Source organism: Fervidobacterium pennivorans (assembly GCF_001644665.1).
Lineage (GTDB): Bacteria > Thermotogota > Thermotogae > Thermotogales > Fervidobacteriaceae > Fervidobacterium > Fervidobacterium ngatamarikiense.
This window is the reverse complement of the sequence record NZ_CP011393.1, coordinates 702,501-721,960: the sequence shown is the minus strand read 5'-3', so window position 1 is coordinate 721,960 and position 19,460 is coordinate 702,501. Positions and strand designations below refer to the sequence as shown.

The window sequence follows — 19,460 nt, the reverse complement described above, 5'->3', positions numbered from 1 at the left end:
AAATGAAGGGTTATCACAGAAAAAGGAGAAAAGGGTTTTCCACAAGCACCATTCGAGCAAATATACTAAGGATAGACGAACTTCCTTTAGCAGAACTGTATGAATTAACGTTTTTTCAAAAGCAAGACCTGGATAAATTGAAAGAATTTCTTGAGAAACGTGGTAAACCATTTGGTATACATCTACCATTTGTTTTTAGATATGCATCAGTTCATCCAAATCCAACTTCTTTAGACAGAACTTTAAGAAACGATACATACACAGTTAATATCGAAAGCGCAAGATTTGCCAAAAGTTTTGGTGCAGAGTATGTTGTTGCTCATTTCCCAAATGCAAAACAAAAAGAAGCGTGGAAGGACGTTTACGATATTGTTATAGAAAGTCTTGAACACTTTTATGAATTAAACAGAATTATTGAAACTAGGCTGGAAAACGTTTATATGAATGATTATTTCCATTCCGCAGATGACTATTTATTTGTTCTTAAGGAGACTGGTTGCACAATGTGTTTAGACATAGGACATTTATTGATTGACTCAGAGATTTACGCTTTTGACCCAGTTTCTTTTATTGAAAAATTGCAGGATTTTATAACTGAATTCCACATTTACTATGCTGACCTAAAAACATATGAAGAATGTCACCATGCGCCGTGGGGGGATTCACTCAACTTTAGAAGAGTTCTAGAGGTAATAAAAGGATTTGAAAATGTGGATTTTGTTGCAGAACCTTCTAATGATTGTCCTAACTTGTTGTCAAGGCTAATAAAATTCTTGGAGGTGATGCTTTGATGAATGGTGCAGCTGAGAAAAGAGTAATGGTAATTTCAGGATTTGACCCATCGGCTGGTGCTGGGATTTTACAAGATATAAAGTCCTTGTCTCTTTTGGGAATTAGTGCCATGGGGGTTGTTAGTGCGTATACTATCCAAAACACACACAAGGTTTTCCTTGCGAGATTTCGAAAATGGGAAGAAATAGATCAGGAATTATCAGTTCTGCCTAAGCCTGAAGTTATAAAAGTAGGCTTAATATTTCCAGAAATGATTAAACTTATAAGGGAAAAATACCCGTCAGCAACCATCGTTTGGAACATAATTCTACGTTCAAGCTCTGGCTATGATTTCGAACCACCTGAAATTGTCATGGAAAATTTAGCACACGCTGATTTCATACTTCTAAACAACGAAGAGGCAGGTATATTAGGGTTAGAACCCTCAGACAGAATTATCGTAACGGGAGGTCATGGAAAAGAAGTTGACAAAATCATTGTAAAGTATGGTCGCATTACTTTTGAAACGCCTCGGTTATCAGGAAGATACCATGGAACTGGATGTGCATTTTCTAGCTTATTTGCAGGCCATTTGTCCCTTGGTTATTCTCCAGAAGAAGCGATAAGGGCTTCTATAGAGATATTGCAAAAAGTCCTTGTGAGGAGCCATGAGCAAGTGCAACCAGAAATACTTGCAAGAGATTGGATGAAATTTGACGTGCTCGATTCGTTGAACGGTGTAAAGGGAGTGCTATTGTCAGTTGGAGAAAAAACTGTTCCAGAGGTTGGACAAAACGTCTCATATGCGTTGCCATGGTCAAAAGATGAATTTGAAGTTGCTAAATTTCCGGGAAGGATCAGACTAAAAGAAGGGAAACCCGTTTTCGTTTCCGATGCGTCATTTGCTGATTATTCGCACACTGCAAGAATGGCACTTGTTGCAAAATCTATCTCACCACACGTAAGGTGTGTGACAAATATTAGGTATTGTCCCGAGTATGTTGATAACGCGGTCAGGTCCGGTTTAACTGTGTTCAAGTACGATAGAAATTCTGAACCGGAAGATGTTAAAAATGTTGATGGAAAATCTATGGAATGGATGATTCAACAAGCATACAAAGAATTTGGAAGGATACCAGATGTAATATATGATGAAGGATTCTGGGGAAAAGAGGCAATGATTAGAATCTTTGGAAGAAACCCGAAAGAGGTGATGGAAAAGATTAAAAAGATTATAGGAATTATATGAAATTGCTAACATCTTAACAAAGTGCCCCGTTTTGGGGCACTTTGCTTTATAATTTTATTTACATTATTCCTGAAATTCTATCAACCCGTATTTTCCGTTCTTTCTATAAATCATGTTGAGCTCGCCAGTATCGACATTCCTGAAGACAAAGAACTGATGTCCCATAACTTCCATCTGAGCGATTGCCTCTTCCAACGTTGCTTGCATGAGATAAACCCTTTTAACCGTATCTATTTTGTCTTCTTCGTCTTCGATTTCATATCTTGGAGCAAGTTCTTCAGTCATTGCTTCAGTTAGTCCTTTAACATTGGATTTGTGATAGGATTTGTGCAGTTCCCTTTCTCGCTTGACTGATTTTTCAAAAGCTTCACTTGCAGCGTCAATAACACCATAAATATCATTTGCTTTTTCCTGAACAACGATATCTTTACCATCGATGTGCGTCATCAATCTTAGAGTGTAGTACGGTCCATCCTTGTCAAAACGTGCTTCGATGTTCACATCATCCCGCGAAACAAAAGTTCCTAACGCCCTTTTGACTTTTTCTAACCTTTTGTTGAGGTAACTTTCGATAGCTTCTGATAGTTCAAAGCCGCGAGCAAATGTCTTGACTTCCATAAAATCACCTCCGTATGATTTGTTCGTTCAACTCGGTCACAAGCTCCATCGTGTAGAAAGACAGAGTGATAAGGAAATAAGAGACCAGTTTACCAACAAACAATTGTTCTTCACCAAGAATAAATTTTTTTGCAGTGGTGATCAATGCTAAGATAAGTGCAACAGTTACTAGGAAAAGGAACGGTACAAAGTAGGACATAAAAGCAAAGACTAATGTGAAGGTAAGGTATAAATTTGCAAGAGCGTAGAGCTTTTCGTCGGTATTTTTGAACCATTTTGAAAGAACAACACTGATACCCACAACACCAATAAAGAAAACCGTATTCGAAATTCCAATGAAAACTTTTACTACCGGATGGTTAATGAAAAAGAACGCGTTAGAAATTATCGATAAGACAAAACCTAACGAAAAAATCACAGACGAAAAGACTATGAAATCTTTCGAAGACTTTTCCTCGATAACGCTGTTTAAATAATCCTTAATCATCAACTAAAACCCCCTTCCAACTACTAGTCCAAATACCTCTGGTCCAACATGTGCAGCGATTGCTGGTCCTATTCGTGCTATCGAGTGAACATTGAGTCCTTCCAGAAGTTTGTCAAGATGTTCTTTCATGTAGGAAACTCCGTATCCACCAATTACAACAGGATTTTCAAGTTTTGCCATAAATTCTTTAGTAAGTTCTCTCATACGTCTTATAAGTCCATCGTAGGTCCTTTCCATACCTAACGAAGCAGTATATCCATCACCTGTTGTTGTAAGAATTGGCTTAATCTTTAAAAGTTTCCCAAGAAGTGCCTTCGCATGGCCTATCCTTCCACCACGTTCAAGATATTCAAGCGATGAGACTGAGAAAACTAACAAACTATCTTTCACAAATGTATCGACAAGTTCCTGTGTAACCTTCAAGCCATTTTCCGCCGCATTAATCACCCGATACAACACGTACGTTGTTTTTACGCTTCCACTTTTGGAGTTTAAGACTGTTACATTTTTCAGCTTTTCATCGTTAACAATAGATGATATAGTATCGTACGTTCCGCTTAGCTTCTGAGATATCGTAACTACGTATACATTTTCGTACTCTTTTGAGTATTTTGTCAGTTTTTCTCTCATCATTTCTGGTTTCGGCTGCGATGTGGAAACTTTAGCACCCGAGAGACAGTAATTATAAAATTGCTCATCTGTTATTGTTACTTTATCGATGTATTCCGTACTATCTACATACACTCGAAGTGGAAACATATCAGTCGGAACTCCAAAGTCAAGACCAGGTTGATAATCTACAGAACTGTCAAAAAGGTATATATTCTTCATACGTTCTCCCTTCCTTAGGGCACAACAGTAATAGCATGAATCAAAAATCTAAGCCCAAGAGTATTCCGAATCCTTCTTTACCAACATGCGTTGTAACAGCGGGTCCAATGTCAACAAAGTAAGGTTTTACGTCATACAGTTGCGCTACTTCGTAGATAAAATCTTTGTAATCTTCTTTTCCAACTGCTGCGTAAATTCTTATTCCTTTTTCTTTTTTCTTTGCTTTTTCAACGAATTCCTTTGCTTTTTCTTTGATTACCTCTTTTACTTTATTGACACCAATAGCTTTTTGCACTAACTGAACTTCACCATCTCGAGCAATAGTAAGGATAGGTTTTATCTGCAGCATTTTACCAAATACCGAAGTAATCTTTCCAATTCTGCCACTCTTTTGAAGCTGTGTTACATCGAAGACCGCTACTAAAAAAAGCGTATCGTCTCTATATGATATTATATCATCTTCACCTATTTTTTTACCAAGCTCTATGTCTTTCAACATCCTCTCTAAAATGTAAGTATTCTGTATGCTAACACTTTTTGAATCGAAAACGAAAACATTCTCGTATTTGTTCGCTATTGTATAGAAAAGATTGTATGTTCCGCTAAGCAGTGAAGAGATTGATAAAACATAAACAACGTCGTATTTTTTGTGCAGCTCATGAAAAGTCTTTTCAACTACATCCACACGTGGCAAAGAAGTTTCCACTTTTTCTCCTTTCTCAATTGCACCAAGTATCTTGTCAGTTATATCATCCGAATCATCGAGTTCTTCGCCATTTATAAACACTCGAACAGGTATGGTGTATATCTCAATATCTGTGTGAAAATCTTTCCTTAACTTCGTGGTACTATCTATAACAACTGCAATCTTCAGATATCTTCACCTCTTCGCTAAAGATATTAGAAATTTTGAGTGGACTATCTGACCGGATACCCAAAATGACAACTCTATGCTGAATTTATTCCTCCTTTCGAAACTTGTGAGGGTCAAATTCTTCCGGCTTTCCAACCTCTTCGGTAAGTATCACAACGTTACTATTACCATCACAGTGTAGAAAACCGTCAATTACCTTTAGCTTTTCTTCTCCTTCTTCAGTTTGGATACGAACATCCGAAATTGCTAGTTTTGTAATAATGGGTGCTCTCTTATCGAGAACACCCATTTCACCTTCGACAGTTTTAAAAACTATCAACTTTGCATTATTAAACTCGACAATTTTATATGGAGTAACTATCTTTATTTTCATTGAGCTCAACTCCTAATCAAGCTTTTTTCTCGAACGAACATGTAGTTCAAAATTCTATATATCATATAACCGCTGATTTCATTAGTTTCTTGGCTTTTTCAACGGCTTCATCTATTGTCCCAACCATGTAGAACGCAGCCTCAGGTAAATCATCGTATCTACCTTCAAGAATTTCTTTGAACCCTCTAATAGTTTCTTTAATCGGAACGTAAACTCCGGGTATTCCAGAGAACCTCTCGGCAACATGTGTTGGTTGAGTTAGGAATCTTTGGATTTTTCTTGCTCTTTGGACTATCAATTTATCTTCTTCGGAGAGTTCTTCCATACCAAGTATGGCGATTATATCTTGCAGGTCCTTATATCTTTGCAACACTTCTTGCACACCGCGAGCAACTTCGTAATGCTCTTTACCAACGATATTTGGATCAAGTATCTTCGAGGTAGAGTCAAGTGGGTCGACAGCCGGATAAAGACCAAGTGCCGCAAGCTGCCTTGAAAGGACTATCGTAGCATCCAAGTGTGTAAACGTTGTTGCTGGAGCAGGGTCTGTAATATCATCAGCAGGAACATAAATAGCCTGTACGGATGTGATTGAACCTTTCTTTGTTGAGGTTATTCTTTCTTGTAATTCACCCATATCAGTTGATAATGTTGGTTGATATCCAACAGCAGATGGCATTCTTCCAAGCAAAGCGGAGACTTCACTTCCAGCTTGGACAAACCTGAAGATATTGTCAATGAAAAGCAACACGTCTCTACCTTCAACATCCCTGAAATATTCAGCTATTGTCAACGCCGTAAGAGCAACTCTAAACCTTGCTCCCGGCGGTTCGTTCATCTGACCAAAAACGAGAACCGTGTTATTCAGAACTCCTGCCTCCGACATTTCTAGGTATAGGTCATTTCCTTCCCTAGTTCGTTCCCCAACACCAGCAAATATGGAGAAACCATGGTGCTCAATCGCTATGTTTCGAATCATTTCCATAACGAGCACTGTTTTTCCAACACCTGCACCACCGAAGAACCCTATCTTACCACCTTTCGGGAATGGTGCAAGCAAGTCAATAACCTTCAAACCTGTTTCAAGGATTTCTATCTCTGTCTTTTGCTCTGTCATACTTGGAGCAGGTCTGTGGATGGGCCAGAATTCTACATCTTTTAGTTCACCCTGCTCGTCTATCGGTTCACCAATTACATTAACCATTCTTCCCAAAACCCCACGTCCAACGGGCGCTTTAATCGGCTCACCGGTATTTTCTACCTCTAAACCTCGGACCAAACCATCTGTGCTGTCCATAGCAACCGTTCTAACAGTGTTATCACCGATGAGCTGTTCTACTTCGAGAACAAGTTTCTTACCAGTTTGTGGATTTGTTACCACAAGTGCATCGTATATGTCTGGCAATTCACCTTCTTGGAACTTTACATCTACAACCGGTCCTATTACCCTTACAATTTTACCTATAGACTTTTTGGACACGCTTACCACGCTCCTTTTTCGTTAACACCTCAAGAGTTACTCTTTTCTATTGCTTATTCTTCCTTCAACGCATCTGCACCGGTCACTATCTCTATGAGTTCTTGTGTTATAGATGCTTGGCGTGCTTTGTTGTATTCGATAGTTAATAGTCTAACAACTTCTTCTGCATTTTCTGTGGCGTTTCTCATTGCATTCTGACGTGCGTAAAGTTCGCTTATTTTTGTTTCAAAAGCCAATGCATATAAAACACTTGAGGCATAGAATTCTACTAACGCGTTTTGGAAGCTTTCTTCCGTTGGCTCAAATTCGTATCTGTCACCTTTTTCAAAAGGTTCTTCTTTGGAACCTTCTTCTACCTTTATTGGTGTTAAAACGTAAACATCCGGAATTTGTGCTAGCTTGTTTTTAAACTTTCCGTACACAACCTTTACCGTCCCAACACCGTTTGCCAGTAAGTCATTAATCAAAGTTTTTGTGAAATCAAACGTAGGAGTTTCGTAGACATGTTCGTATATTCGAACAACCTTAGGATTACTTCTAAAAATAGGTGCGATTTTTGCTCCGACAATGTAAAGTTGGTCAAAGTTCTCCTTTTTATCAAGATATATCGCTTTCTTTGCAATTTCAGTTGGAAATGACCCACACAAACCCATGTCTGTTCCTATAACAACAAGTGCCTTCTTTCCTTCTCCTGTCACAAATGGGTGTTTTACTTCAAAATGAACACGAGCTGTTATCCTCTTCGTCTCGTTCAGAAACTCTCGTGCCATTTGTAATCTTTTTTCAACTTTTTTAATACGCGCAGTTGAAACCATTTCCATCGCTTTTGTTATCTTCTTCAAAGACTGAGTCGCGTTGATTTTTCTTTTTATCTGGAGTAATTTACCTCGACTCATTCAATATCACTTCCCATAAACTTTTACAAACTCTTCCTTGAACTCCTTGATTATCTTGTGCAGTCTTTCCTCAAGTTCTTTTGATATTTGCTTGTTCGTTCTTATTTCATCGAGGACATCTTTGTACTTTTCTTTCACAAACTTTAAAAATCCATCTTCAAATGGTCGAACTGCGGAGACTGGTAAATCATCGAGGTATCCGTTAACTCCAGCGAAGAGTACAACTACTTGCTCTTCAACTTCCATAGGACTGTATTGAGGTTGTTTCATGAGTTCCATCAATCTCTGCCCTCTTGTTATTTGAGCTTGAGTCGCTGGGTCTAATTCTGTAGCAAACTGTGCAAATGTTTCAAGTTCGCGGTATTGGGCTAAATCAAGTTTAAGTGAGCCAGCGACTTGCTTCATTGCCTTTATTTGTGCCGCTCCACCAACACGTGAAACGGAAAGACCTATGTTGACAGCGGGTCTTTGCCCTGCGTAGAATAAGTTCGGCTCAAGGTATATTTGCCCGTCAGTAATTGAAATAACGTTTGTTGGAATATATGCAGAGATATCGTTCGCTTGTGTTTCAATTATCGGAAGAGCTGTGAGAGAACCTCCTCCGTATTTTTCATCAAGGCGTGCCGCACGTTCTAACAATCTTGAATGTAGATAGAACACATCACCTGGATAAGCTTCCCTTCCTGGCGGTCTTCTAAGTAACAATGAAATTTGCCTGTAAGCAACCGCGTGTTTGGATAAGTCGTCGTAGACTACAAGTGCATCCTTGCCGTTAAACATAAAGTATTCTCCCATTGCACAACCAGCATATGGTGCAAGGTATTGTAGTGCTGCGGGATCTGAGGATGATGCAACGACAACAATTGTGTATTCCATTGCACCTGTCTGCCTGAGTTTTTCAACTATTCGAGCAACGGCTGATGCTTTCTGGCCAATCGCTACGTAGATACAGTAGACTCCTTTTCCTTTTTGGTTAATAATGGTGTCTATAGCTATCGCTGTCTTTCCAGTCTGTCTATCTCCGATTATTAGCTCCCTTTGTCCTCTTCCAATCGGTATCAAAGAGTCTATAACCTTAAGTCCTGTCTGGAGCGGCGTATCAACAGGTTTTCTGTAAATAACACCTGGTGCTTTAAATTCAACAGGACGTGTTTGACTGTACTGAATCGGTCCAAGTCCATCAAGTGGTTCTCCAAGAGGATTCACAACACGCCCTAGAAGCCCCTCTCCGACAGGAACTTCCATGATTTTATTTAGTCTTCTGACCGTATGACCTTCTTTTATCTCTTTGTAATCACCAAGGATTATGATACCAACATTATCCTCTTCCAGGTTGAAAGCCAAACCTTTAGTTCCGGTTTCCACGAACTCGACCATTTCGTTTGCCATCACGTTATTCAAACCGTAAACTCTTGCAATACCATCTCCTACTTGAATTACTTTTCCAACATCTTCAAGCTTTATCTCTTCTTGATACTCTGCTATTTTGCTTTCCAAAACTCTTACAATCTCTCCAGGGTTTAATCTCAAGGTATCACCCCTCTCTTCTCAGCACGTTACGGGCTAAATTCTCAAGTCTACCTTTGATACTTGCATCGAACCTTTTTCCGGCAAATTCCATGACGACACCTGCTATTAAATTCTCATCTACAGTAATGCTGAACACAGGTTCTCTCCCTGAGTGTTTCTTAACAAATTCCGATAACAGTTTTTCTTCCTCGGTACTTAAATCCATGGCTGCAGTTATATCAACAGGTATTAGACCTTTATCTTCAAGAACAGTGAAATCAAAGAACGCAAGTATTTGTTTGATGTACTTAAGTCTTTTGTTACTTATCAATAAATAAACAAATCGACTGAAAGGTTGGTCTGCAGGAAACCCTAACTCGTTCATTAATTGACAAACAACCTGAGCACGCTTTTCAGGCTTTATTGCCTGGTTGTTCAAAAATATAGACATATAATCGTATATCTGTGCCAACACTTTGAGTCTGTCTTTGTATTCCTCTGTCTTGTTATTAACTTTTGACACATTATACAAAGCCATTGCGTATTTACTAGCTATAGCCGAGTACATCATTTTTCATACTCCCTTATGATTTTCATAAGGTATTCTCTTTTTGCCTTTTCATCTACAACATCCTTTAAAACCTTCATCGCAAGGCTAATGGCAATCTCAGTTGCTATAGATTGCACTTGGGAAATCGTCTCTTGTCTTTGCCTTTCGATTTCTGATTGAGCATTGATAATTATTTTTTCAGCTTCTTTCTGAGCTCTTTGTTTTGCATCCTCAATTATTTTTTCGGCCTCTCTTTCTGCCGCTGCTATGACTTGCTCTGCCCTTTGCCGCGCAGCCTTGAGCTCCTCTTCAGCTTGTTTTTTCATTGCATCAGCACTTTTACGAAGTTGCTCGGCTTCGGCTAAATCGCTTTCTATCTTTTCTCTTCTCTTATCCATTATCGAGAAGAAAGGTTTATAGAGAAGCTTGTTCAGCATCCATAGCAAAAATAAAAAGCTGAGGAGCTGAACAACAGCTGTTAAATTAATTTCAAAAAGATCCATAAGGACCGCCTCACAGTGCGAAGAGTATCAGGAACGCGATAACAAGAGAATAAATACCTGTTGTTTCTGCAATAGCGTCAGCAAGAATCATACGCGTTGTTATTACGTTTGTTAATTCTGGTTGTCTTGCGATAGCGTCCATAGCATGTGCTCCAACATTACCTTCACCAACACCAGGACCGATAGCACCGATACCCATAGCAAGCCCTGCACCTATAGCCTTTCCCGCAACTGCAATAGCTTTTGCAAGTTCCCTAATAACCTCAGGTGTGAGTTGTTCCATAAATACTCCCTCCTCATAGTATAAGTTTTTGAAATTCTTCATCCTTCAATTTGTGAAGACATGTAAGCAATTGCCAATGTTGAGAATACAAATGCTTGTATTAACCCCGAGAATATACCGAAGTAACCCCATAGGAAAGGTGGTAAGAACATGTACTTGACTAAATAGCTTATGACCAAGACAAGTATACCACCACCGGTTATATTTCCAAAAAGACGCATTGCATGTGAAAGAGGTTTAGCAAGTTCACCAACAATGTTCATGGGAAGCATAAATGCAACAGGCTCAAGAAAACCTTTTAACCATCCTTTCACGCCTTTTGTCTTTATCGCAAAATACTGGCTTATTATGAATACCATAACTGCATAGGTAAGGTTGGTATTCAAATCACCTGTAGGTGGGAACCACGTATCACTGAAAAGAACAAATTTAACAGTCCTTGCACCATTCTCAGCTATCGAAACATCTGCTGATATTCCGGGAATGAAACCACCAATAAGGTTCGAGACTGCAATGTATATGAACAAAGTCATAGAGATTTTGAAAACAGTTCTTGCGTATTTCTCATTTGGAACACTGCTTTCAACAATCTCGTACAAGAAATCCATCAAAGATTCGGCAAAAGCTTGCTTTCTATTTGGTATAAGAGAAAATTCTTTATGAACAGACCTTGCAAAAGCAAGTATTACTATAATTACGACAAAAGACATAATTACTGTCATCGGGTTGATGCGGTAATACCATACATTTGTTGGACCAAACTGAACAATCCAACGATTGGCTATGTTCTTCAGGGCTTCGGATGGAGGAGCCGTCATAAGTTTAGCATTCAAAAGCCCAACTGTAGTGTAAATTATAAGGAAAACAGTTAGTTGTATTTTTGCTTTTGTACTCATTTTCTTTTTGCTCAAAGTTTCCACCTCCAGGCAAAGAGAAATACCACTATTTTTAAACTCATCAACCCTGCAAAAACCCCTAATATGCCTTCTGTCGGATTTTTCAAAATAAGCGATGCTAACAAGAATAACGATGCGTAAAGAACATATCTTAAAAAGTATCCAGTCCTAAAGTATCCTTTCCCAAATTTGATAAATCGATCCTTTGTTGTAACGCTTGATATTAATCCAATCATAACCCCAGCCTCACCAAGTAATACACCTAAAGCAAAGCTAAAATGTCTCAATAACACGCCTAAAAGAAAGATTACGAAAGAAACCGCGAAAGAATAGATTACTATCTTTACTACAAACCGTACAACATCATTACTTGGAGAGTTACTCATCTTTTCCATCTTCCCTGTGCTTATGCTCATGGTTCTTCAAGTTTGGTATTTTACCATCTCTACTATCAACATTATCTATTTTATCATATCTTTCCAGCTCTTGAACCAGGTACTTTATTCCGTTATAAACTCCTGATAAGGTTCCAAGAATTATGAAAATTATTTTAAAAAGCCTTGCAGTTGAGAACAAATTATCTAAAAAGGCACCAAGAACGAAACCAACTAAGATATTTGCTATAATTGTGAATCCTAAACTGGATATAAGATTTAGTTTTGATAATTCGTTACCGATCCCTTTACCTTGTTGTATTTTTTTCTCACCTTTGCTATGTTGGTCAACCACAATTTTCATTCCCTTAGATGATTATCAATTCTCTTGTAAGAGTTGTCAATACCTCGCAGCCGTTCTCCCTAACAACAACATCTTCTTCAATTCTAATACCGAATTCACCTTCGAGATATATGCCCGGTTCCACGGTAACAACTTGCCCCGGTTGCAGAGGTTTGTCCCATCTGAAACTAAGACCTGGATTTTCGTGGACTTCAAGTCCCAACCCGTGACCTAAGCCATGACCAAAGTATTCTCCGTATCCAGCTTCTTGAATATAGTTTCTCGCTATAGCATCGATTTCTCTTCCGGTAACGCCAGCCTTTATAGCTTCCAAAGCTTTTTGCTGGGCTTCAAAGACTATCCTGTGCACTTCTTTAACTTTTGAATTTGGTTCCCCGATACAAAACACACGTGTTAAATCACTGTTGTATCCCTTGTATCTTGCACCCCAATCAACGACCACAGGTTCACCTTTCTCAATAGTTTTATCGGACGCACGCCCGTGTGGGAGTGCCCCCCTATAACCCGAAGCAACAATAGTATCAAATGCTATATCATCGGCTCCTAACAGTTTCATCTGGTACTCAAGATATGCAGCAAGTTCTTTCTCTTTTATTCCAGGTTTGACAATTTCTAGCATCTTTTTGAAAGCATCTTGTGCGATTTCAACAGCGACTTTTATTTTTTCTATCTCATCTTCATCTTTTATAGATCTCACATCAACCATTAACGAAGATATGTCCTCAAATTCACAATCAGGAAGCTTTTCTTTGAGTGTATCGTAAATACTTGCAGAGATGCGCTCTTTTTCTAAAGCCAATTTTCTCAAGTCTAAATTTCTTATTAGCTCGACAACGGTATCCAAAAAGCTCCTCGGCGGAACATACTTAACAAGTTCAAAAGTGCTTTCTTCTTTAACCTGTACCCAATATCTGGAATCTGTTATTATTATGTGCCTTCTTGGTGTAATCAAAAGTGCAGAAAAACTTCCCGTGAACCCGGATAAGTATCGAGTTGTAACACTGTTAGAATTTTCGATGTTTATGACAAGGATGGCATCAACATCTTTTTCAAAAACACGTGCTTTTACCTTCTCGAGTTTTGAATTTGTAGGTCTCATAAATTGGCCCCCTTTGATTTTAAGGATAATGTTAACTAAAAGTATTGAAACTTTCCAAAAACCGCATTATCCTTATAAAGAGGGGACACCCCCCAACCAACTCTCGACAAAGGAGGTATCCCGATATGAACAACTCAACGCTCTCTTGTCCAAAATGCGGTTCCACCAGCTTATACAAAAACGGTCATGACAAATACGGTAACCAACAATTCCTTTGCAAACTCTGCCATCATTCTTTCAAACTCTCCCATTCTCACAAACGCAAAAACTTCCCTTTCCCTTATCCCAAATGCACTTCTTGTGGTAAATCTATGCAAATTTACAAAGTCCGTCGCTCTTTCGTTGTCTTCCGTTGTAGAGCTTGTCGTACCAAAGATAGAGTACCTTTTAACCTCCCCGAACCAGTCACCCTTATTCCTGAGAAATTTAAATATTTCCGTTTTCCTCTATTTTTCATCTTAAAAGCTTTCGTTTTGTATATGAAACACAATATGTCTTATCGCTCTCTTGCTCATTCTCTTAATATCAAAGTATCTCATGTCACCATATATAAATGGGTTATTAAATTGTGTACTTTATTCTCTGTACTTTTTCCAACATTTACCATCGAAAATGTTTTCTCAGTTCATGCTGATGAAACTGTTCTTGTGTTCAAAGAACAAAAGTACTATGTTTGGCTATTAGTTGATCACGAAACTAACTTAATTCTTTGTTGGCATGTCTCAAAGTATCGTGATATGGGACAAGTCAAAGTATTGCTCGAGAAGTTCTTTGGTAATTCAAAACCTAGAAACATTGAACTTATTACTGATGGACTTGGTGCATATGAAAGTGCAGTAAAGCTGTTGTTCAGAAATATCAATCACGTAGTGGTACCGCTCGGTAAAAACAATCAATGTGAATCTAAGTTTTCATTGTTGAAAGACTTTTTCCGACTCAAGCGAGGGCTGAAGAATACGAAGAACTTAGCGAAATATATTCAAGGATTTTGTGTAGTGAAGAATCTTTGGAAAACGCACAATGGCAATATCAATCGCATTCTTTCACAATTACACTCTTTCATCACTACAAGTTAACACTATCATTTTAAGTATCATTGTGTCCAATTTCGAAATTTAAAGCTATTCAAGATTTTTGGCGTGCTCGGCGGGACTTGAACCCGCAATCTTCGGATCCGGAGTCCGACGCTCTATCCAATTGAGCTACGAGCACGCGCTAACATAGTTTATTTTACCACAACTTTGAAGAAAAGGGTTAACCTTTGCAAATTTTCAATATCTAATTCAGATATAACCTGTCTATTTTCTATGTTCATTATAACGAATTCCGGAACTTTTTCAAGATTCTTCGTAGCTTCTCGAAAGTCTCTCCAAACCCTGTACACAAAAATTCCCTGTTTAAAAAGGGTATAAGCAATGTATGGGTCTTTTGAAAATCCGATACCTTCTTTTACAGAAAATGATTCATCGTAGGGAACCTCTACAAACACGGCAAAATTACAAGAAACTGGCTGTGACTCTACCACTTTATATTCTTTCAACTCAACAGCTCTATCTGGATTCTGAATGTACTCAAGGAGCAGTTGTTCTGCACTGAATCTATCATCGTCTCTTTTCTCGAAAGACTTCGCCATCTTTGTGGTTACTCTTTCGTCAAGCAACAAAACCTTTTTTCCTAGCTTTTTGATTTTCAGAGCAAACTTGATTACTTCAAATGTTTGTGTCGAGTAGTTCCCACTCATAGAAAGAGGTAAACCAAACAAAACTGTGTCAAATCTCCCGATTTTCTTTACCAAATCTGCGGTTTTTATCGTCCCACTTTCAGATACAAAGACACTACCTATCGCATATCCACACTTACTCTTTCCGTAATCAATAGCTATCAATGCCATTTTGTAAGCGCTCCTATATTCGAGACTTAGATAATCAATTCTGCATCGTAAAGATACCTTTCATCGATGAGCTTAAATACTTCTTTGACGTTGAGTGACTCTATTTGCAAGGTGTAGCGTTCAAAATATCCCAATTCTATGTCCCGTTCCTTAAGTCTTGTTATTTTTTCAGGCTCAAAATCAACGGCACGAACGAGGTTTTCTGTGATACCGGCAAGGTCCTTGTAAACACTCTTGATAACACCTTTTGGCACATTGTAATTAGTAAGGAATTGTTCGAATTCCTCCAGTTTCATTGGTAGGTATACGTTGAGTTCTTCGACTATTTTCTCCAGTTCTTCTTTTGCTGGGAAAAGTTTCCTAAGAGAATCGCGTTTCTTAGATACATCCTGAGTCGAGTAATTTAGCTGCAACAATATATTTCCCTCGCCACTAACAGTGTCTATTATCTCGCTCAACGTATAAGGGAAGTCAAAAAGCCTAACTTCAACTTTTCCGAAAAGCGAAGGTAATGAATCATTATTCGTAGAAGAAATGAGCTTTTTAACCTTTTTTTTCCTAACTAAATGTGAAATTATCAGTCTCTGGAATGGTTCGAGTTGAGATGAGTAGAAGACAGTATCTCTGCTTGATATACGCTTTATGTAATTATTGAAAAACACTTCTACTGAATTGTGTGTTGAAAATAGATAAACCAGGGCAGAATTAGAATTATTCAAAGATTTTGGTTGATTTCTCTTATCTTCGATTGAAAAATCACTCCTCCCGCCAATTTCATAAATCGGGAGATTACTTTCAAATTTATAAAGCGTTGTGAAAAACGCAGTTTTCCCAAATCTTCTTAAAACTTTTTCGTAAAGATTCGGGTCAAAGTTCCTCAAAAACTGAATTTCATTTAGTACAATAAAATCAAAATCAGAAATTTGGTCTAGAAATTTTTCTGCGTAAACGGCGTTCGTTACCAAATGTCTTCCTATGACACGATTGATAGAATTTGCAAGGGTCAGTCCTGGGATATTGTGCCTTTGCAGGCTTTCGTAGACATGCATTGCTTCCGTGCTTGAAGGATTAACAATAAGAGTTCTTCCCTTTCTCATCAAATGGAAGAAAAACGCATTTCTGTACGGTATATCGAAACGTATCAATGCCGGCCTCTTAATTTCAGCAAGTTCAGCAATGCGCGGCAATCTTTGGTATATGTCATCTTCTATCCGTTGATGGTCATAATCCTCTTCTCTTTGCTGTCGCCAGTTTGATATAAACGAATGTATAAACGTCCTGTCAGCTATGTCTTCATCGTTAACATGTGTCACTTTTAAGTCTATTAAGTTCAATTGTAAACCGCTTTCTCCCATTCTCAGATTGCCAACGACATCCATTCTAAGAAATTGTGGTTGCAACCCATATAGTTCAGATGGTTGAATTTTCAACCCAAAACCTACACCTTCTATGCTTTTGTTGTTACCCTTCAACGTCACTCGGACATTGTAACCAGTTTCACCGAAGATTTTAAATCTTTCAACAGCACTGTTTTGAATTAGAAACACTGGTTCTGGGTTACCGTGTCCATATGGCTCAAGTAATTCAATAGCTCTTATAATACCATCATTAATCTCATCAATTGTTATTTTCTCATCTATCATAACAACAGGCTCAACTTTTACATCGCCTTCAGTTATATGCGTTTTAATTGCCTCTATCAGTTCTGGTATCTTCTCTTCTTTTAGACTAAAACCTAATGCCATTGTGTGACCACCAAAATCTTCAAAAATGTCTCTGAACCTTTCGAGAAGCTCTATAATATTTACTCCTTGAACACTCCTTGCGGAGCCTCTTGCAACACCATCTTCTTCAATAGAGATAACCATAACTGGTTTGTTATACAGATGAACAAGTCTTGTAGCGACTATTCCAATAACGCCTAAGTGCCATCCGCGACCGTACGCAACAATAATTGGAAGTGAACTGAGGCCTTTTTCTTCAACCATTTGAACTGCTTCATTGTATATCTTTGCTTCAATGCTTTGCCTTGTTACGTTGTAACCCAACAACAATTCAGCAAGTTCGGTAGCACTGGCTTCGTCCTTCGTTATGATTAGCTTGAACGCATCGTCAGGTGAATCAAGCCTTCCAGCAGCGTTGAGTTTTGGAGCTATTCTATAGCCGATATCACGTGAGCTTATCATAGATATTCCAAGCTTTTGTACCAAACGAACAATACCAAGCTTTGCGGTATTGTTTAATCTTCTAAGCCCTTCCTTTACTATATAACGGTTTTCATCAAGCAATTCCACCATGTCAGCAACAGTTCCCAACGCCACGAGGTCAAGCAATTCATCAACGACCGCCGGATGAATGTTAAGCCTTTCAGCCAATGCAGATACCAGTTTATAAGCGACTCCAACACCAGCGAATTCTCTGAATGGATATTCTTCATCATGACGTTTGGGGTTAACAATAGCATCCGCATTTGGAAGGGTTTCTTTAGGTTGGTGGTGGTCAGTAATCACAACTTTCATTCCCAATTCTTTGGCTTTTTCAACAGCTTCGAATGCTGTAATTCCACAATCTACAGTTAAGAGAACTCTTGCACCATTTTTATAGGCCTCTTCTACAAATTGTGACTGGATGCCGTAACCGTCATCTGCGCGCTTAGGGATAAAATAATCCACGTCCCAACCATTTTCCAAAAGGAAAGTGTATAATACTGCGGTTCCAGTTATACCGTCAACATCATAATCTCCATGAACAACAACTTTGTCACGGTTATCCCTTGCTCTTAGCAAAATCTCCGTTGCTTTGTCCATGTCTTTCATTAGAAATGGTGAACGCAATATCTTTCTTGTCGGATACAAGAAATTTCTAGCCTCTTCAGAGGTCTTTATACCCCTAAGCACCAGCAGTTTTGCTACTAAACGATCAACTTCCAGCTCCCTAACAAGCTGGTTAACAAGCGCCTCATCAACTTCTCTTATCTCCCATTTCATCAGCCCCTCAACCTTTCTGTGTCAGATTATTTTAATTCTACTTTGAATTTTACCACAAAATCAGGAGTTTTGGGCATGTAACAAGGTTAAATTTCAGAAAAAAATCTGGAATTCTTAGTTCGCTTTACGAATTACATGTGTTATAATCATTCTGAATACCGTGTATCCCAGAATAACTTGGAGGTGAAAGTGGTATGAAAAAGCTAATAAAGGGAGGAACGCTTGTAACAATAGCATCCGGAACTTTTATTGGTGATATTCTTATAGAAAACGGAAAGATAGCAAAGATAGCAAAGTCCATAAAATTGAAAGATAAAAACGTAGAAATCATCGATGCAGCGGGGAAATACATCTTACCAGGTTTCATTGATGCGCACTCACACATTGGGCTTTTTGAAGAAGGCATAGGTTTCATGCAGGACGGAAATGAAATGACTGACCCTGTAACCCCGGAGGTTCGAGCAATAGATGCTTTCAATCCGTATGATGTTGCAATCAAACGAGCACTCAATGGTGGCTTCACAACTGTGATGATTCTTCCCGGAAGTGCGAATGTCATTGGCGGTCAAGGTGCAATTATAAAGTTCAAATCGCACATTGTCGATTACTGTATCGTGAAATCACCGGCTGGTCTAAAAATGGCAACAGGGGAAAACCCAAAGCGCGTTTACGGAGAAATGAAGAAGATGCCTTCCACCAGATTAGGAATAGCTGCAGTTATGAGGAACTACTTTATGAAAGTCCAAGATTATATGGAGAAAAAGAAAAGAGCATTAGAGAAAGATGGTGTCTTTCTTGATAGAGACCCAAAACTCGAGGTTGGAGAGCTCGTACTTAAGGGAGAAATTCCAGCAAGAGTACACGCCCATAGGGCACAAGATATAGTAACGGCTATCCGCATAGCTAAGGAGTTTGGTTTTAAAATAGTTATCGAACACGGTACAGAGGCGTATAAGGTAGTTGATTACCTTGTAGAGAACAACGTTCCTGTTGTAGTCGGTCCGCACGACTTCAGAACTAAGGTGGAGTTAAAAGACCTAACCTACGAGAATGTAAGAATTCTCAACGAAAAAGGTGTTTTAACAGCCATAATGGTTGACCATCCTGTGATACACCTTGAGTTTGCGAACGTTCATGCAGCGTTAGCTATGAAATATGGTGCAAAGAAGGAAGATTTGCTAAAAATGTTAACTATAAACCCTGCAAAGATACTCGGTATAGATGACAGAGTAGGGTCGCTCGAGGTTGGAAAAGATGCAGATATAGTCATATGGAATAACGACCCGTTCTTACCGCAGGCACGTGTTGAAAAAGTGTTTATAGAAGGTCAGGAAATAAAATGGTGGGGTGAGTGAAGAACAATGGTTACGACCAAAGCAAAAGTATTCATAACATATGCAATTCCTGATAAAGGTATAAATATGC

General features: G+C 38.6%; 22 protein-coding genes and 1 tRNA gene (1 of these 23 only partly in view). 5 read left to right on the top strand and 18 right to left on the bottom strand.

The genetic code is table 11. From position 1 onward, the window contains the following. Positions 1 to 2 precede the first annotated feature (2 nt). Together JM64_RS03430 and JM64_RS03425 are read left to right on the top strand one after the other, a co-directional pair. On the top strand, positions 3 to 791 hold the full coding sequence (locus tag JM64_RS03430) for a sugar phosphate isomerase/epimerase family protein (protein ID WP_064011490.1): 789 nt from the start codon (positions 3 to 5) through the stop codon (positions 789 to 791). After that, positions 791 to 2,020, top strand: coding sequence for a thiamine-phosphate synthase family protein (locus tag JM64_RS03425; protein ID WP_064011489.1), 1,230 nt, complete (start codon positions 791 to 793; stop codon positions 2,018 to 2,020). The genes JM64_RS03430 and JM64_RS03425 overlap by 1 nt, the downstream gene beginning before the upstream one ends. A gap of 63 nt (positions 2,021 to 2,083) precedes the next feature. Here JM64_RS03425 and JM64_RS03420 read toward each other — a convergent pair whose 3' ends face one another. The 15 genes from JM64_RS03420 to JM64_RS03350 form a co-directional block, all read right to left on the bottom strand. Continuing rightward, the gene (locus JM64_RS03420) at positions 2,084 to 2,638 is read right to left on the bottom strand and encodes a ribosome hibernation promotion factor (protein WP_064011488.1); all 555 of its coding nucleotides are present in this window, start codon (positions 2,636 to 2,638) and stop codon (positions 2,084 to 2,086) included. 4 nt (positions 2,639 to 2,642) lie between these two features. Then, positions 2,643 to 3,125 (bottom strand): hypothetical protein, encoded by a 483-nt coding sequence (locus tag JM64_RS03415; RefSeq protein ID WP_064011487.1) that lies wholly within the window; start codon positions 3,123 to 3,125, stop codon positions 2,643 to 2,645. A 3-nt stretch (positions 3,126 to 3,128) separates the two neighbouring features. Next, complete coding sequence (locus JM64_RS03410) at positions 3,129 to 3,956, bottom strand: DegV family protein (RefSeq protein WP_064011486.1); 828 nt, start codon at positions 3,954 to 3,956, stop codon at positions 3,129 to 3,131. Positions 3,957 to 3,996: 40 nt separating this feature from the next. Then, positions 3,997 to 4,824 (bottom strand): DegV family protein, encoded by an 828-nt coding sequence (locus JM64_RS03405; protein WP_269446864.1) that lies wholly within the window; start codon positions 4,822 to 4,824, stop codon positions 3,997 to 3,999. 91 nt (positions 4,825 to 4,915) lie between these two features. After that, positions 4,916 to 5,203 carry a F0F1 ATP synthase subunit epsilon gene (locus tag JM64_RS03400; protein ID WP_014451241.1) on the bottom strand — a complete coding sequence of 96 codons (288 nt, stop codon included), beginning with the start codon at positions 5,201 to 5,203 and terminating at the stop codon, positions 4,916 to 4,918. A gap of 61 nt (positions 5,204 to 5,264) precedes the next feature. Next, on the bottom strand, positions 5,265 to 6,683 hold the full coding sequence (gene atpD, locus JM64_RS03395; RefSeq protein ID WP_064011484.1) for a F0F1 ATP synthase subunit beta: 1,419 nt from the start codon (positions 6,681 to 6,683) through the stop codon (positions 5,265 to 5,267). Between the two features lie 53 nt (positions 6,684 to 6,736). Beyond that, positions 6,737 to 7,579, bottom strand: coding sequence for an ATP synthase F1 subunit gamma (gene atpG / locus JM64_RS03390; protein WP_064011483.1), 843 nt, complete (start codon positions 7,577 to 7,579; stop codon positions 6,737 to 6,739). A 6-nt stretch (positions 7,580 to 7,585) separates the two neighbouring features. Next, positions 7,586 to 9,109 carry a F0F1 ATP synthase subunit alpha gene (gene atpA / locus JM64_RS03385; protein WP_064011482.1) on the bottom strand — a complete coding sequence of 508 codons (1,524 nt, stop codon included), beginning with the start codon at positions 9,107 to 9,109 and terminating at the stop codon, positions 7,586 to 7,588. A gap of 4 nt (positions 9,110 to 9,113) precedes the next feature. Further along, positions 9,114 to 9,659 carry a F0F1 ATP synthase subunit delta gene (locus JM64_RS03380; RefSeq protein ID WP_064011481.1) on the bottom strand — a complete coding sequence of 182 codons (546 nt, stop codon included), beginning with the start codon at positions 9,657 to 9,659 and terminating at the stop codon, positions 9,114 to 9,116. Next, positions 9,656 to 10,141 carry a F0F1 ATP synthase subunit B gene (atpF, locus tag JM64_RS03375; RefSeq protein ID WP_064011480.1) on the bottom strand — a complete coding sequence of 162 codons (486 nt, stop codon included), beginning with the start codon at positions 10,139 to 10,141 and terminating at the stop codon, positions 9,656 to 9,658. The genes JM64_RS03380 and atpF overlap by 4 nt, the downstream gene beginning before the upstream one ends. A 10-nt stretch (positions 10,142 to 10,151) precedes the next feature. Further along, positions 10,152 to 10,424: a F0F1 ATP synthase subunit C gene (locus JM64_RS03370; RefSeq protein WP_064011479.1), complete on the bottom strand. Its 273-nt coding sequence runs from the start codon at positions 10,422 to 10,424 to the stop codon at positions 10,152 to 10,154. A gap of 38 nt (positions 10,425 to 10,462) precedes the next feature. Next, positions 10,463 to 11,335, bottom strand: a complete 873-nt coding sequence (gene atpB / locus JM64_RS03365; RefSeq protein ID WP_156487891.1) for a F0F1 ATP synthase subunit A — start codon at positions 11,333 to 11,335, stop codon at positions 10,463 to 10,465. Then, positions 11,332 to 11,706 (bottom strand): hypothetical protein, encoded by a 375-nt coding sequence (locus JM64_RS03360; RefSeq protein WP_064011478.1) that lies wholly within the window; start codon positions 11,704 to 11,706, stop codon positions 11,332 to 11,334. The genes atpB and JM64_RS03360 overlap by 4 nt, the downstream gene beginning before the upstream one ends. Beyond that, on the bottom strand, positions 11,699 to 12,049 hold the full coding sequence (locus tag JM64_RS03355; protein WP_231882456.1) for an AtpZ/AtpI family protein: 351 nt from the start codon (positions 12,047 to 12,049) through the stop codon (positions 11,699 to 11,701). The genes JM64_RS03360 and JM64_RS03355 overlap by 8 nt, the downstream gene beginning before the upstream one ends. 13 nt (positions 12,050 to 12,062) lie before the next feature. After that, complete coding sequence (locus tag JM64_RS03350; protein WP_064011477.1) at positions 12,063 to 13,157, bottom strand: M24 family metallopeptidase; 1,095 nt, start codon at positions 13,155 to 13,157, stop codon at positions 12,063 to 12,065. Between the two features lie 125 nt (positions 13,158 to 13,282). Between JM64_RS03350 and JM64_RS09960 the strand changes: the two genes are divergently transcribed. After that, entirely contained in the window at positions 13,283 to 14,233 is a 951-nt protein-coding gene (locus tag JM64_RS09960; RefSeq protein WP_064011476.1) for a DDE-type integrase/transposase/recombinase, read from the top strand. 59 nt (positions 14,234 to 14,292) lie between these two features. Here JM64_RS09960 and JM64_RS03340 read toward each other — a convergent pair. The 3 genes from JM64_RS03340 to recJ all read right to left on the bottom strand — a co-directional run bounded on the left by JM64_RS03340 (position 14,293) and on the right by recJ (position 18,035). Then, a tRNA-Arg gene (locus tag JM64_RS03340) sits at positions 14,293 to 14,369 on the bottom strand. Positions 14,370 to 14,382: 13 nt separating this feature from the next. Further along, the gene (gene ruvX / locus JM64_RS03335; protein WP_064011475.1) at positions 14,383 to 15,048 is read right to left on the bottom strand and encodes a Holliday junction resolvase RuvX; all 666 of its coding nucleotides are present in this window, start codon (positions 15,046 to 15,048) and stop codon (positions 14,383 to 14,385) included. Positions 15,049 to 15,074: 26 nt separating this feature from the next. Further along, positions 15,075 to 18,035 (bottom strand): single-stranded-DNA-specific exonuclease RecJ, encoded by a 2,961-nt coding sequence (gene recJ, locus JM64_RS03330; RefSeq protein ID WP_064011474.1) that lies wholly within the window; start codon positions 18,033 to 18,035, stop codon positions 15,075 to 15,077. Between the two features lie 194 nt (positions 18,036 to 18,229). Here recJ and JM64_RS03325 point away from each other — a divergent pair, with 194 nt between their 5' ends. Together JM64_RS03325 and JM64_RS03320 are read left to right on the top strand one after the other, a co-directional pair. Next, on the top strand, positions 18,230 to 19,390 hold the full coding sequence (locus tag JM64_RS03325) for an amidohydrolase (protein WP_064011473.1): 1,161 nt from the start codon (positions 18,230 to 18,232) through the stop codon (positions 19,388 to 19,390). Between the two features lie 6 nt (positions 19,391 to 19,396). After that, positions 19,397 to 19,460 carry the beginning of a 2-hydroxyacid dehydrogenase gene (locus JM64_RS03320; RefSeq protein WP_064011472.1) on the top strand. Its footprint extends 935 nt past the window's final position, so the window shows 64 of its 999 coding nt (coding positions 1–64); it begins with the start codon at positions 19,397 to 19,399; the stop codon falls past the right edge of the window.

What these genes read in the sequence shown, in the direction of transcription:
- JM64_RS03430 (WP_064011490.1), top strand. Translation starts at nt 3, where the DNA reads ATGAAGGGTTATCACAGAAAAAGGAGAAAAGGGTTTTCCACAAGCACC.
- JM64_RS03425 (WP_064011489.1), top strand. Translation starts at nt 791, where the DNA reads ATGAATGGTGCAGCTGAGAAAAGAGTAATGGTAATTTCAGGATTTGAC.
- JM64_RS03420 (WP_064011488.1), bottom strand. Translation starts at nt 2,638, where the DNA reads ATGGAAGTCAAGACATTTGCTCGCGGCTTTGAACTATCAGAAGCTATC.
- JM64_RS03415 (WP_064011487.1), bottom strand. Translation starts at nt 3,125, where the DNA reads ATGATTAAGGATTATTTAAACAGCGTTATCGAGGAAAAGTCTTCGAAA.
- JM64_RS03410 (WP_064011486.1), bottom strand. Translation starts at nt 3,956, where the DNA reads ATGAAGAATATATACCTTTTTGACAGTTCTGTAGATTATCAACCTGGT.
- JM64_RS03400 (WP_014451241.1), bottom strand. Translation starts at nt 5,203, where the DNA reads ATGAAAATAAAGATAGTTACTCCATATAAAATTGTCGAGTTTAATAAT.
- atpG (WP_064011483.1), bottom strand. Translation starts at nt 7,579, where the DNA reads ATGAGTCGAGGTAAATTACTCCAGATAAAAAGAAAAATCAACGCGACT.
- JM64_RS03380 (WP_064011481.1), bottom strand. Translation starts at nt 9,659, where the DNA reads ATGATGTACTCGGCTATAGCTAGTAAATACGCAATGGCTTTGTATAAT.
- atpF (WP_064011480.1), bottom strand. Translation starts at nt 10,141, where the DNA reads ATGGATCTTTTTGAAATTAATTTAACAGCTGTTGTTCAGCTCCTCAGC.
- JM64_RS03370 (WP_064011479.1), bottom strand. Translation starts at nt 10,424, where the DNA reads ATGGAACAACTCACACCTGAGGTTATTAGGGAACTTGCAAAAGCTATT.
- JM64_RS03360 (WP_064011478.1), bottom strand. Translation starts at nt 11,706, where the DNA reads ATGAGTAACTCTCCAAGTAATGATGTTGTACGGTTTGTAGTAAAGATA.
- JM64_RS03350 (WP_064011477.1), bottom strand. Translation starts at nt 13,157, where the DNA reads ATGAGACCTACAAATTCAAAACTCGAGAAGGTAAAAGCACGTGTTTTT.
- JM64_RS09960 (WP_064011476.1), top strand. Translation starts at nt 13,283, where the DNA reads ATGAACAACTCAACGCTCTCTTGTCCAAAATGCGGTTCCACCAGCTTA.
- ruvX (WP_064011475.1), bottom strand. Translation starts at nt 15,048, where the DNA reads ATGGCATTGATAGCTATTGATTACGGAAAGAGTAAGTGTGGATATGCG.
- recJ (WP_064011474.1), bottom strand. Translation starts at nt 18,035, where the DNA reads ATGAAATGGGAGATAAGAGAAGTTGATGAGGCGCTTGTTAACCAGCTT.
- JM64_RS03325 (WP_064011473.1), top strand. Translation starts at nt 18,230, where the DNA reads ATGAAAAAGCTAATAAAGGGAGGAACGCTTGTAACAATAGCATCCGGA.